Here is a 13,834-nt window from a genome sequence, read left to right on the forward strand (position 1 = left end):
CGGCCATGATGTCCGCCAACCGCGTGGTCTGGACCGAGGGGATGTTCCTACGGGTCCAGCATTTCCAGCAGGCCGACCGCCATGTGGAACGCCTGCTGCACGCGCGCACCGAACCGCTGACGCCTTTCGCCTGGGGCTTGAGCGAGCTGACCATCAACCGCGAGCTGCTGGGCATCGGCAAGTTCGCCATCGTGTCCGCCAAGGGCATCCTGCCGGATGGCACGCCCTTTTCCATTCCCGACGACGCCGACCATCCGCCGCCGCTGGAATTGTTCGACACCACCAAGAACTGCCTGATCTACCTGACGCTGCCGGTGCGCCAGCCCGGCGGAGCCGAAGTCGGCCTGGCCAATTCCGAGGACGCCATCACCCGCTTCGTCCCCGCCCGGTATGAGGCGGAGGACGCCAACCTGGGCAGCGACCAGGCGGCCCCCATGGACGTGGCCCGCCTGCGCCTGCGTCTGGCGCCGGAAACCCAGCCCCTGGCCGGCTATGAGAAGGTGGCCATCGCCCGGGTGGTCGAAGTGCGGTCCGACCGCGCCATCATCCTGGATGAGCAGTTCATCGCCCCGGTCACCTCGGTCGCGGCGCAGGCGCCCCTGGCCGCCTTCCTGACCGAGTTGCAGGCCCTGATCCAGCACCGGGCGGAGGCGCTGGCCGGGCGCCTGTCCGGCCCCTCGGCCAAGGGCGCGGCGGAGATCGCGGATTTCCTGCTGCTGCAGACGGTGAACCGGTACGAGCCGCTGCTGCGCCACTACGCCGCCACGGCCCCCATGCTGCATCCGGAGCGGTTCTATCGCCTGTGCGTGGAGATCGCCGGGGAGCTGGCCACCTTCACCACCGAGGCCAAGCGCGCCGCCGTTTTCCCGGAATACCGGCACGAGGATCTGCAGAACACCTTCCGCCCGGTGTTCTCCGACCTGCGCGCCTCGCTCAGCGCGGTGCTGGAGCAGACCGCCGTCGCCATCCCACTGCAGGCGCGCCGCCATGGCATCAAGGTCGGCGTCATCGTCGACAGGTCGCTGCTGTTCAACGCCACCTTCGTGCTGGCCGTGAACGCCGACATGCCGGTGGAGCATCTGCGCCGCGTCTTCCCCAACCAGGTGAAGATCGGCCCGGTCGAACAGATCGCCCAGCTGGTGAACGTGGCCCTGCCCGGCATCAACGTGCGCCCCCTGCCGGTGGCGCCGCGCCAGCTGCCCTATCGCAGCGGCCAAGTCTTTTTCGAGCTGGACCGCAGCAGCCAGCATTTCAAGCAGCTTCAGAAGTCTGGCGGCATCGCCCTGCACCTGGCGGGTGACTTCGCCCAGGTTGAAATGGAGCTGTGGGCCATCAAGGGGGGTGCGTGATGTCCTATCCCAGTTACGGCCAGACGGCGCACGAACCCACCATCATCAAGCCGACGCCCGGTGGCCGGCGTCCGGCGCCGGTGCAGGTGGCGGCCCCGCCCAGCGACTATGCGCCCGAAGACACGGTCGACCTGACGCTCGGCGGCTTGAACCCGCTGGTGGCGGCCGCTGGCCCCATCCTGACCCTGGCGCGCCGCCTGCGCACCTCCGCCGCCCAGTCCAACATCGAGGAACTGCGCGAGCGCGTTTCCGATGAGATCAAGACCTTCGAGAAGCGCGCGCAGGGCACCGGCGTGACCAACGAGGCCGCGCGCGCCGCCCACTACGCGCTGTGCGCCACCCTCGATGACATCGTGCTGAACACCCCCTGGGGCGCCAGCAGCAGCTGGGCCCGAGCGGGCATGGTCATCACCTTCCACATCGACGTTACGGGCGGTGAGCGGTTCTACGACCTGCTGAACCACCTGCTGAAGGATCCGGCCGCCAACTTCCAGGTGCTGGAGCTGATGTACCTCTGCCTGTCGCTGGGGTTCGAGGGCCGTCTGCGCATCCTGCCGCAAGGCTCCCTGGAGCACGCCCGCATCCGCGACAACCTCTACCGCGTGCTGACTCAGCGGCGCGGCGAGGCGGAACGCGAATTGTCGGTGCATTGGCGCGGGGTGGAGGCGCCCTTCCGCCCGCTGCTGCCCAGCATCGAGTTCTGGACCGTCATGGCGGCCACGCTGATCATCATCACCGTGATGGCCACGGGCTTCAGCTTCGCCCTGAACGGCAGTTCCGATGCCACGCTGGAAAAGATGGCCACCCTGCCGCCGGTGGGCCAGCCCAGCGTCGCCCTGGCCCAGCCGACCGCTCCCGTCCAACCGAAGTCAAGGGACCTTGACCAGTTCCGCGCCTTCCTGGCGCCGGAGATCGCGCAGGGCTTGGTCACCGTGGTGCCCCAAGGCACCGACACGGTCGTCCGTATCCGTAACGCCGGGATGTTCGCGTCGGGCAGCAGCGAGGTCAATGACAGCTACATCGCCCTGCTGCATCGCATTGGCGAGGCCCTGAACACCCGGCCCGGCAATGTGCTGATCACGGGCCATACCGACAACATTCCCATCCGCACCATCCGGTTCCCCTCGAACTGGCATCTGTCGCAGGCCCGTGCCGACGCGGTCGCCGCCGTCATCGCCACCCACCTGACCGACAAGTCCCGCCTGAAGGCGCAGGGCATGGCCGACACCCAGCCCGTCGCCAGCAACGACCAGGAAGCCGGCCGGGAAGCCAACCGCCGCATCGACGTGATCCTGAGCTCCCCCCGGCCGCCGTTCCGGCGCCGTCGGCCGCCTCAGCGACCCCCGCCGCGACGCCCGCCCCGACCCCCAACCAGGGAACGGCCCAATGAACGTCCCCAGCAGCGTCTACTTCGCGCAACCCCTGATTTCCGCCCTGGCGCAGCCCTTCCGCGCCCGCTGGGCCTGGTCCCTGGTGTGGGCCATCGGTTTCGCCCTGGTCATCTGGTTCTTCGGCGCCCTGGTGGCGGTGGGCAGCCACCGGCCGCTGGAGGGCGACCTGGTGCGGATGATCGCCTGCGGCGCCGTCTTCGCCATCTGGGCCGCCTTCAACCTTCAGGTCAACCTCAAGGCCCGCCAGACCGACCGGCGCATGGTCCACGACCTGACCGACCCCAGCGAGGAGGAGAAGCGCCGCGGCGCCGATGCCGCCTCCGCCGAGGAACTGCGCCTGCTGCGCGACCGCCTGCAAGAGGCGTTGAGCCAACTGCGCAAGAAGGCCGGCCGCAAGGGCATGGGCCGGGGCTACCTCTACCAGCTGCCCTGGTACATCATGATCGGGCCGCCGGGCTCGGGCAAAACCTCCGCCCTGTTGACCTCGGGCCTGAACTTCCCGCTGTCCACCACCATCGGCCGCGACCCCCTGAAGGGCATCGGCGGCACCCGCAACTGCGACTGGTGGTTCACGGACGAGGCCATCCTGCTGGACACGGCCGGCCGCTACACCACCCAGGACAGCGATCCGCATCAGGACCAAGCCGCCTGGCTGGGCTTCCTGGATCTGCTGAAGAGCTATCGGCCGCGCCAGCCGGTGAACGGCGCCATCGTGGTCATGAGCCTGGCCGACCTGATGGCCCCCGACCCGACGGAGCGCCTGAACCATGCCCGCGCCATCCGCCTGCGCCTGAACGAGCTGTATGACCGGTTCGGCCTGCGTTTCCCCGTGTATGTCCTGTTCACCAAGGTCGACCTGGTGCCAGGCTTCGTCGAGTTCTTCGACAACCTGGGCAAGTCGGAGCGCGAGCAGGTCTGGGGCACGACCTTCCCCCTGGATGACGGCGCCGCCGACAGCCCGGGCGTGGTCGACCAGTTCCCCCAGGAGCTGGAGGGCCTGGTCGTCCGCCTGAACGAACGCCTGCTGGAACGGGTGCAGCAGGAGGCGGACATCGAGCGCCGCGGCCTGGTGTTCAACTTCCCCAACCAGGTGGCCAGCCTCGGCGACGCGCTGCTGGAAATCCTGACGGAGATTTTCCGCGCCAGCCCGTACGAGACGCGGCCCCTGCTGCGCGGCAGCTACTTCACCAGCAGCGTGCAGGTGGGCATGCCCATCGACCGCACCATGGCCACCATCGCGGCCACCTTCGGCCTGGACCCGGTGCGCATGCCGGCCAACAACCGGCAGGGCCGCAGCTACTTCCTGACCCGGCTGTTCAACGAGGTGATCTTCGCCGAAGCGGCCGTCGTCAGCCTGAACCCCAAGGTGGAGCAGCGCCGGCGCCGCCTGCGCATCGCCACCTACGCCACCGCCGCCGTCATCCTGGGCGTCCTGGCCTATGCGTGGAGCACCGGTTACCAGGAGAACAAGCGCCAGGTGGCCCTGATCGATGACGGCCTGCAAGCCTATGACAAGGCGGCGACCGGCATCCCCAGCCAAGGCGTGACGGACGAGGATCTGGTCCGCGTCGTGAAGCCGCTGAACATCCTGCGCAACCTGCCCACGGGCCTGGAGAACAATGAGGGCGTGGCCAGCAAGTGGCTGACCTTCGGCCTCTACCAGGGTGACAAGCTGAAGACGGTGCATGCCGCCGTCTACCACCGGGCGCTGAACGGCCTGATGCTGCCCCGCCTGCTGGTCCGGCTGCAGAAGCAGATCCAGGCGCATGAGGACGATGACGACTTCGTGGCCGGCGCGCTGAAGATCTATCTGATGCTGGGTAGCCGCGGCCCCCTGGACGCGAACGCCGTGCGCCAGTGGATGATCGCCGACTGGGCGACCACCTGGCCGGGTGAGGCCAACAAGGGCCTGCGTGAGGATTTGGCGCGCCACCTGGACAGCCTGCTGACCCGGGGCAGCCTGACCCCCATCCCCCTGGACGCCAACCTGATCAGCCAGTCGCGCCGCAGCCTGGAAAAGCTGTCGCCGGCGGAGCGGGTCTACGCCCTGGTACGTCAGCATGAAGGCGTCAGCCAGCTACCCCAGTGGCGGCCCATCGACCATGCCGGCGCCACCGCGGACCACGTCTTCACCCGCATCTCCGGCAAGCCGCTGACCGAAGGCATCCCGGGCCTCTACACCCCCGAAGGCTACAAGGCCTTCCTGCCGACGCTGAACGCGGTCATCACCGAGGTGCAGGGGCAGAGCTGGGTCCTGGGCGACAAGCCCGCCGGGGCGAACGCCCCGTCGCAGGCGGCCCAGGCGGAGGACCTGCGTGAGCGTGTGACGCAGCTGTACTACGCCGACTACATCCAGCAGTGGGACACCATGCTGGGCGACCTGCGCGTCGTGCCGTTGGCCGACATGCAGCAGACCATCGCGGTGCTGAACCTGGTGTCCAGCCCTGACATGCCGATGCTGAAGCTGCTGAAGGACATCGCGGCGGAGACGCAGATCGTCCCCCTGCCGGGCGGGCCCAAGCCCGTGGCCGCCGGCGGTGGCGCCGCCGCTCCGGCGGCCCTGCCGACGCCGGACGCCGCCTCGGGCGCCGTGGCCGTGGCCCAGCACTTCCAGCCCATCGCCGACTTCGTCACGCCCAACAACGGGGCGCCGGCGCGGGCGGAGGATCTGGTGCGGCTGCTGGGTGAGGCCTATCAGGAGCTGAGCAACGTCGCCAGCGGGCCGGGCAATGGCCGCATGGCCCTCTATGCCCGCACCTCCCACGGCGGCGCCGGCGGCCCCATCCAGATGCTGAACAGCCAGGCGCCGCAGATGCCGCGTCCGGTCAACGGCTGGATCGCCACCATCACCGGCAGCGCGTCGGAACAGTCGGTGGGCGGTGCCCGCGCCCAGTTGAGCAATCTGTGGGGCGCCGAGGTCGGCGGCTTCTGCACCCGCGCGGTGAACGGGCGCTATCCCTTCGCCAAGGACAGCGCCAAGGAAATCTCGGTGGGTGACTTCACCCGGCTGTTCGCCCCCAACGGCATGCTGGACAACTTCTTCAACAACCACCTGAAGACCCTGGTCGACACATCGGGCGCCAAGTGGCGGTGGAGCAAGGTGGGTGACACGGGCCTAGGCATTCCCGACAGCGTCCTGGCCTCCTTCCAGTACGCCGCCCAGATCCGCGACGCCTTCTTCCCCGACGGCGGGCAGCAGCCCCGCGTGGCCCTGCAGGTGACCCCGGTCACCCTGGACCCGAAGACCACCGGCGTGCTGTTCGCCAGTGGTGGCCAGCAGATCGAATACCAGCATGGTCCGCAGTGGCCAGCCTCCCTGCAGTGGCCGGACAGCGACCCCAACGGCGTCAGCCGGGTGGTGTTCGAGGTGACCGACGGCCTGCCGCAGAGCGTGATGAAGACCGGCCCATGGTCGCTGTTCCACCTGGTCGACCAGGGAACGGTGACCACCCTGGGCAGCGACAACTTCCGCGTCAACTTCACCTCGGGCAGCCACAACGCCGGCTTCGAGGTGAAGTCCAGCACCTCGCTCAATCCCTTCATCCTCAAAGAACTGAGGGCGTTCCGTTGTCCAGTCTCTTTCTGAATGGCGCCGTCTCGGCTCACGAGCCGGGTTTCTTCGGCAAGATCCCGGCCCGGGGTGACTTCGTCTCCCGGCGGCTGGATCCCACGGTCGTCCGCCCGCTGGACGAATGGCTGCAGGCATCCCTGTCGACCAGCCAGCGGCAGATGGGCGAGGCGTGGCTGCCCAGCTACCTGGACACGCCGGTCTGGCGCTTCGTCCTGGGGCCGGGGGTCTGCGGCGACGTGGCCATGGCCGGGGTGCTGATGCCCAGCGTGGACCGGGTGGGACGCTATTTCCCCCTGGTGCTGGCCACCCCGCTGCCCGGCTGCGTCGCCCCCATCCGGCTGATCGAGAGCGGCCGGGCCTGGTTCGACAAGCTGGAGGATCTGGCGCTCAGTTCCCTGGATGACGATTTCGACTTCGACCGTTTCGACCGGGCGGCCCGCGTCCTGGGCGCCCCCCCTATGACACCACGCGCGGCCCGGCCGAAAGCAGCGCCTTCCGCGTCGGTCTCGCCAACAATGGGGGCGGCAATGGGCGGGGCGCCCTGGGAACCGCCTATGCCGAACTGCTGGACCAGGTGCTGATCGGCTTCAACAATCGCTTCAGCCTGTGGTGGACCACCGGATCGGACAAGGTGGCGTCCTCCCTGCTCATTTCCCCCGGTTTGCCGGCACCGCAGAACTACGCCGCCTTCCTGGACGGCCGTTGGGAACGCTGGGGCTGGGAACGTCCCGCGGACTCCGCGCTGCACTTGGCGGATGAGGAACTGCCCATCCTGCTGTTGCGTCCGGTGGTGGCTTTGCCCAGCCATGGGCGCACCCATGCCGGCACCCGCCGCACCATCAACCAGGACGCCCTTCTGGTGCGTCCCGACCTGGGGCTGTGGTGCGTGGCGGACGGCCTGGGCGGTCATTCGGCCGGCGAGGTCGCCAGTGCGCTGACCGTGAAGGCGCTGGACGCGGTGATGCCGCCGCTGTCCTACGGCGGCTTCGTGGATGAGGTGCGCGAGGCCCTGGTGGAGGCCAACGAGAAGCTGCGGTCCCAGGCGGCCATGCTGGGCGACCAGGCCCTGATCGCCTCCACCGCTGTGGTGCTGCTGATTTATGCCAACCGCTTCAACTGCCTGTGGGTGGGGGACAGCCGCGTCTATCTGCTGCGCGCGGGCCGGCTGCGCCAGCTGACCACCGACCATGTCGCCGCCGGCATCAACCAGCAGCAGCGCGCCACCATGCTGGTCACCCGCGCCGTGGGCGCCGCCGACACCCTGGAAATCGACATGGTCCAGGATGTCGTCCAGCCCGGTGACCGGTTCCTGCTGTGCAGTGACGGCGTGACCAAGGTGCTGAACGAGACGGAGATCGCCAGCATCCTGCGCGGCCTGCCGCCCCGGGAAACTGTCGACGCGCTGATCGAGAACATCCTGGTCAGCGGCGCGCCGGACAACCTGACGGCCGTCGTGGTCGATGTGCCGGAAAGCGACCATCCGGTGGCGGAGGCCGCGCTTCATGCCAGTGGTGGCCCGGTGCCGGCGCAGCCGTCGCCGACCCTGGATGCGGCGTCGCAAGGGGGTGCTGAATGACCCAGGCCGCCGCCAAGACCAGCCTGCCCGGCGCCGACGCGGTAGCGGACGCGCCCCAGCAGCCGGACGAGATGACCTCGCTTCTGGTGAGCCCGGAGGCACCGGACGAGCTGACCCGCTTCGCCCCGGCCGAACTGACCGAGGTCATGGTCACCCCCGATGCGGCACCGGTGGTGCCGACGCGGGAGGTGATGGAAAGCCGGGTCGCCGGCTTCATTGCCAGCGTCCGGGCGGAGGCGCACCGCGCCGGCTTGGATGAGGTGGCGTCGCTGGACCTGTTGAGCGGCGCCCGGGCCGCGCTGGACCGTCATATCCAGGCCGTGCAGCGCCCGTGGGAGGATGACCCGGCGCCGGCGGCGGGACAGGCGGTCAAGACCGATCCCACCGGCTGGTCGGTGGCGCCCGGCAGCACGATGCTGAACACCTTCGTCGTCCGCACCCTGCTGGCCCGTGGCGGCATGGGTGAGATTTACCGGGTGCGCCACCGCGACCTGAAGACCGACCAGGCCATCAAGGTCATCATCCCGGAATATCGGGACGACGCCAAGATCGTCGGGCTGTTCCATGAGGAAGGCCGCCTGCTGCAGCGCATCCGCCATGACGCGGTGGTCAGTTGCGCCGGCCTGTACCGGGATGGCGATGGCCGGTCCATGCTGGTGCTGGAATATATCGACGGCCAGTCGCTGTCTTATTTCCTGCGGCGGGGTCCCTTGGGTCTGACCGGGCTGGAAGCCCTGCTGCGCCGCCTGGCGGCGGGCCTGACGGCGGTGCACGCCGCCGGCATCGTCCACCGCGACGTGTCCCCCGACAACATCCTGCTGCCGGGGGACAATCCGGCCGGGGCCAAGCTGATCGACTTCGGCGTGGCGCGGGAAATGCGCAACGGCGCCACCCCGCGCGATGGCCTGGATTTCGCCGGCAAGTTCTCCTTCGCTTCGCCCGAGCAGCTGGGCATGCATGGCGGCGCCATCGGCGTCGCGTCCGACATCTACAGCCTGGGCCTGGTCATCGTCGCCGCCGCGCGGGGCGAGAAGCTGCCCATGGGCCAGACGGTGGAGGAGGCGACGGCCGCCCGGCGCCAGGTTCCGGACATCAGCGCCGTGCCGGACCGCCTGCGCGGCGTGGTCGCCACCATGTTGCAGCCCGATCCCAAGCGCCGGCCCACGGACCTGGCCGCCCTGCTGCGTGCGCTGGATGCCAGCGCCGCTGCCGGGGGCAGGGGTGGGGGCTTCTGGGGCCGGCTGTGGCCATCCCGGAAAGGTGCATGATGGACAATGGCGCTATCGTGTCATCCAGCGTGCTGGACCTGTCGGCCCTGCTGGCCCCGATCCCCGGGGACCAGCCCTGCGGCCCGGATCTGCGCGTGTACAACGGCGGCGACGCCGCCTATTTCCAGCTCAAGGATTTGCGGGCCACCGCCCGCGCCATCGAGCGCCGGGCGGATTCCGAGGATGAGGCCCAGTCGTCGCTGGGCGAATGGCAGCGTATCCAGGATTTGGCCCGCGCCGTCTTGGCCGAGCGCAGCAAGGACATCGAGATCGCCGTCTGGCTGACGGAGGCCGCCGTGCGGCTGGACGGCTTCGCCGGCTTGGCCGATGGCTTCCGCCTGCTGGCCGGCCTGGTGGACCGCTATTGGGATGGCGTCCATCCCGAGCCGGACGAGGACGGTATCGCCGTGCGCCTGGCACCCATCGGCGGACTGAACGGCCATGGCGCCGAAGGCACGCTGATCCAGCCCATTCGCAAGGTGCCGCTGCTGCGCGAGGACCAGCCCATCGCCTATTGGCACTACGCGCTGGCCCAGCGCGCCAGCCAGACGCCGGACACCCGCAATCGCCCGGGCCGGACCCCGCCACCCACGCTGGACGCCCTGTCGCAGCGCATGGGCCAGGTGCCGGCGGTGCGTAACCGGGCGCTGCTGGCCGACATCCGGGCCTGCCGCCAGGCCTTCCGCGACCTGGATCGGTTGCTGACCGAACGGGCGGGCGCCGATGCCCCGCCCACCTCCACCATCACCCACATCCTGGAGGAGGTGGAGGACGCGGTGGTGTTCCTGACCGGCCTGTCGGCCAAGGAAGAGGTGGAGGAGGCCGCCATGCCCGACGTCATCCTGCAATCCGCCAGCGGCGCCCCGGTGGTCGAGGCGGCATCGGCGCCGCAGCGGCCGGCCCAGGGCATCACCAGCCGGGAGGAGGCGCTGAGCCTGCTGTCGGAGATCGGCCAGTATTTCCGCCGGACCGAGCCGCATTCCCCCTGTCCTACACCATTGAGGATCTGGTCCGGCGCGGGCGCATGAGCCTGCCCGAGTTGCTGGCCGAGCTGCTGGCGGATGCCGGGGCGCGCAACACCCTCTTGACCACGGCCGGCATAAGACCGGTTTCGAACAATGGGCAATAACCCGCTGATTAAGAAAGATTTTTGTCCCGGAAGAATCCCGGACGGCATGAAGAAACCCCTGGGTAGGAGAAGGTAGATGGCCAGCGTTCATGACAAGCTAGAGCGGGTTCGCAAGCCGCGCGTGCATATTAAGTACGAAGTCGAAACGGATGGCGCGATGGTCGAGAAGGAGCTGCCCTTCGTGGTCGGCGTGCTCGGCGACTTTTCCGGCGACCCGACGGACGATCTGAAGCCGCTGAAGGACCGCAAGTTCATCCAGATCGACCGGGACAATTTCAACGAAATCCTGGCGCGCATGAAGCCGTCGCTGTCGTTGCGGGTACGCAACGAGTTGCAGGACGACGGCAGCGAGATGGCCGTGGACCTGAAGTTCTCCTCGCTGGAGGACATGGAGCCCGGCCAGATCGTCCGCCAGGTGCCGGCCCTGCGCAAGCTGCTGGAGACGCGCAACCAACTGCGCGACCTGCTGACCAAGGCCGACCGTTCGACCCAGCTGGAAGACCTGCTGGAATCCATTCTTCAGGATGACGCGCAACTGCGGAAGCTGTCGCAGCAGCTGGGCGTCGCCGCCGAGGAGGTGAAGTGATGTCCGATACCCTGACCGTATCCCGCGAGGACGCCGCGGCCGGCACCGTCGAGGGCCCCTCCCTGCTGGACCAGGCCATCGGCGCCACCAAGCAGACGGAGCCGGCCCGTGTGCAGGAACTGCTCCGCACCCTGACCGAAGAGGCGCTGGGCGGCACCGTCACCTACAGCCGCAACCTGACCCAGACGCTGAACGCCGCGGTGAAGGCCATCGACGCCAAGCTGTCCAAGCAGCTGGCGGCCATCATGCACCATCCGGAATTCCTGCGGCTGGAAGGCAGCTGGCGCGGCCTGCACCACTTGGTCATGAACACCGAGACCAGCGCCAACCTGAAGATCCGCGTGCTGAACGTGCGCAAGCGCGAGCTGATGAAGGATCTGTCGAAGGCGGTGGAGTTCGACCAGAGCGAGCTGTTCAAGAAGCTCTATGAGAACGAGTTCGGCACGCCGGGCGGTGAGCCCTACGGCATGCTGATCGGTGACTATGAGTTCACCAACCATCCCGAAGACGTGCAGATGCTGGCCGGCATCTCCGGCATCGCGGCCGCCGCCTTCGCCCCCTTCGTCTCCGCCGCCAGCCCCAAGCTGTTCGGCTTCCAGGATTATCAGGAGCTGGCCAAGCCCCGGGACCTGGAGAAGATCTTCGAGACGGCGGAATACGCGCAGTGGCGCAGCTTCCGCGACAGCGAGGACAGCCGCTTCACCACCCTGACCCTGCCGCGCGTGCTGGCCCGCCTGCCGTACGGCGCCGGCACGCTCAGCGTTGACGATTTCAATTTCGAGGAGGCGCCGCTGGACCCCTCGGGCAAGTCGCTGGCGCTGGAGCACAACGAGTATTGCTGGATGAACGCGGCCTACGTGCTGGGCTCGCGCGCCACCGAGGCGTTCGCCAAGTACGGCTGGTGCACGGCCATCCGCGGCGCCGAAGGTGGCGGCAAGGTGGAAACCCTGCCCACCCATGTCTTCGTCAGCGATGACGGCGATCCCGACCAGAAGTGCCCGACGGAAATCGGCATCACCGACCGCCGCGACGCCGAACTGGGCAAGCTGGGCTTCCTGCCGCTCTGCCATTACAAGAACACCGACTACGCCGTGTTCTTCGGCGCCCAGACGGTGCAGAAGCCCAAGAAGTACGACCGCCCGGACGCCACGGCCAACGCCGCCATCTCCGCCCGCCTGCCCTACATGATGGCCACGTCCCGCTTCGCCCATTACCTGAAGGTGATGGCGCGGGACAAGATCGGCTCCTTCCTGGAGGTCGAGGACTGCGAGGCCTGGCTGAACCGCTGGATCAACAACTACGTCAACGCCAACGAGGGCGCCGGCCAGGAGATGAAGGCCGCCTATCCCTTGCGTGAGGCCAAGATCACGGTGAAGGAAATCCCGGGTAAGCCGGGCTCCTATAACGCCATCGCCTGGTTGCGGCCCTGGTTGCAGATGGAGGAGCTGACGACCTCCCTGCGCATGGTGGCACGGATACCGAGCAAACTCTGATGCAACAGACCCTTGAGGCGGCAGCCCCGGGGGTGGCCCTGGCGACGGGGGGGCGCATCGACGCGATGGAAGGCCGGCAACCCCGGCCGGACGCCCCCTCGGCTTGGCGGCTGGATCTCAGCCGCCATCCCGACAAGCGCCTGGTCATCGACCAGCTGATCGCGGCGATCGACGCTCTGCTCACGGCCCAGGTCAACGCCATCCTGCACAATCCCCGCTTCCAGCAATTGGAGGCGTCGTGGCGCGGGCTGCTGCAGCTCGTGGAGGCGTCGGCCTCCACCCGCGCCATCAAGATCCGGGTGCTGGACGTGTCCTGGCGCGAGCTGTGCCGGGATTTCGAGCGCGCCATCGAGTTTGACCAGAGTCAGCTGTTCACCAAGGTGTACAGCGACGAGTTCGGCACCCCCGGCGGCGAACCGTTCGGCCTGCTGATCGGCGACTACGCCGTGCAGCACCAGCGTGACGCCGACCATCCCACCGACGACGTGGGCACGCTGAAGGCCATCGCCGCCGTGGCGGCCGCGGCCTTCTGCCCCTTCGTCACCAGCTGTTCGCCGGCGCTGTTCGGGCTGGACAGCTTCGGCGACATGGCCAGCGACGTGGACCTCGCCCGTTCCTTCGAGGGGCATGAGTTCATCCGCTGGCGGGCCCTGCGCGAGGCGGACGATTCCCGCTTCATCGGCATCGCCCTGCCGCGGGTGATGATGCGGCCGCCGTACCGTCACGACCCCAACCGCATCGACGGCTTCCGCTTCGCGGAACGGACGGGGCGGCCGGGGGCGGGCGATTACCTGTGGGGCAATGCCGCCTTCGCCTTCGCCACTGTGGTCATGCGCGCCTTCCACCAATATGGCTGGTTCGCGGACATCCGGGGCACGCCCGACGATTTGAACGGCGGCGGCCTGGTGGACCAGTTCCCCGGCCACGCCTTCCCGGCACTGGGGGGCGCCGCGGCGCCTGCGGCCCCCTTGGACGTCTATCTGTCCGACCGGCAGGAAAAGCAGCTCAGCGACCTGGGCATCGTGCCCTTGTCACGGGTCAATTATCTCGACGCTTGTGTCTTTTACAGCTGCCAATCCCTGCACGTGCCCAAGATCTACGATCGGGCGACGGCCACGTCCAACGCCCGGCTGTCGGCCATGCTGCAGTACGTGCTCTGCGCGTCGCGCTTCGCGCACTACATCAAGATGATCGGCCGGGACAAGATCGGCTCCTTCGCCACCGCGCAGGATTTCGAGGATCATCTGCGCGAGTGGCTGCGGGGCTACTGCCTGGCCAATGACGACGCCAGCACCTCTTTCAAGGCCCGTTACCCCCTGCGCGAGGCCGAGGTGCAGGTCCGCGACATCGCCGGCCGGCCGGGCGCCTTCGGCTGCGTCATCCACCTGAAACCGCATTTCCAGCTTGACGACGTCCAGACCAGTTTCCGGCTGGTCACCGAACTTGTCGGCCCGCAGGCCTGACTGGAGGA

The 13,834-nt window shown here is 68.4% G+C and carries 9 protein-coding genes and 1 pseudogene; all 10 read left to right on the forward strand.

The window, feature by feature from the left end; genetic code table 11:
* Positions 1-5 precede the first annotated feature (5 nt).
* The gene (tssK, locus tag UCD39_RS26450) at positions 6-1,349 is read left to right on the forward strand and encodes a type VI secretion system baseplate subunit TssK (protein WP_322481426.1); all 1,344 of its coding nucleotides are present in this window, start codon (positions 6-8) and stop codon (positions 1,347-1,349) included.
* Positions 1,349-2,614 (forward strand): annotated as a pseudogene (icmH, locus tag UCD39_RS28640) (type IVB secretion system protein IcmH/DotU); the annotation flags it as partial. The gene tssK and the pseudogene icmH, both read left to right, overlap by 1 nt.
* 121 nt (positions 2,615-2,735) lie before the next feature.
* Positions 2,736-6,326 carry a type VI secretion system membrane subunit TssM gene (gene tssM / locus UCD39_RS26460; RefSeq protein ID WP_330498608.1) on the forward strand — a complete coding sequence of 1,197 codons (3,591 nt, stop codon included), beginning with the start codon at positions 2,736-2,738 and terminating at the stop codon, positions 6,324-6,326.
* Positions 6,308-6,892: a type VI secretion system-associated protein TagF gene (tagF, locus tag UCD39_RS26465; RefSeq protein ID WP_330498609.1), complete on the forward strand. Its 585-nt coding sequence runs from the start codon at positions 6,308-6,310 to the stop codon at positions 6,890-6,892. The genes tssM and tagF overlap by 19 nt, the downstream gene beginning before the upstream one ends.
* Positions 6,886-7,887, forward strand: coding sequence for a PP2C family protein-serine/threonine phosphatase (locus UCD39_RS26470; protein ID WP_330498610.1), 1,002 nt, complete (start codon positions 6,886-6,888; stop codon positions 7,885-7,887). Before tagF ends, UCD39_RS26470 begins: the two co-directional genes overlap by 7 nt.
* Entirely contained in the window at positions 7,884-9,155 is a 1,272-nt protein-coding gene (locus tag UCD39_RS26475; protein ID WP_330498611.1) for a serine/threonine-protein kinase, read from the forward strand. The genes UCD39_RS26470 and UCD39_RS26475 overlap by 4 nt, the downstream gene beginning before the upstream one ends.
* A complete protein-coding gene (tssA, locus tag UCD39_RS26480) occupies positions 9,152-10,183 on the forward strand; it encodes a type VI secretion system protein TssA (protein WP_330498612.1) in 1,032 nt (343 codons plus the stop codon). The genes UCD39_RS26475 and tssA overlap by 4 nt, the downstream gene beginning before the upstream one ends.
* 177 nt (positions 10,184-10,360) lie before the next feature.
* The gene (gene tssB / locus UCD39_RS26485; protein ID WP_145733445.1) at positions 10,361-10,870 is read left to right on the forward strand and encodes a type VI secretion system contractile sheath small subunit; all 510 of its coding nucleotides are present in this window, start codon (positions 10,361-10,363) and stop codon (positions 10,868-10,870) included.
* Positions 10,870-12,363, forward strand: a complete 1,494-nt coding sequence (gene tssC, locus UCD39_RS26490) for a type VI secretion system contractile sheath large subunit (RefSeq protein WP_322481433.1) — start codon at positions 10,870-10,872, stop codon at positions 12,361-12,363. The genes tssB and tssC (UCD39_RS26490) overlap by 1 nt, the downstream gene beginning before the upstream one ends.
* Positions 12,363-13,826 carry a type VI secretion system contractile sheath large subunit gene (tssC, locus tag UCD39_RS26495; protein WP_330498613.1) on the forward strand — a complete coding sequence of 488 codons (1,464 nt, stop codon included), beginning with the start codon at positions 12,363-12,365 and terminating at the stop codon, positions 13,824-13,826. Before tssC (UCD39_RS26490) ends, tssC (UCD39_RS26495) begins: the two co-directional genes overlap by 1 nt.
* Positions 13,827-13,834: the final 8 nt, after the last annotated feature.

Origin of the sequence: Nitrospirillum karajorum (assembly GCF_036348415.1) — a bacterium.
Classification (GTDB): domain Bacteria; phylum Pseudomonadota; class Alphaproteobacteria; order Azospirillales; family Azospirillaceae; genus Nitrospirillum; species Nitrospirillum amazonense_B.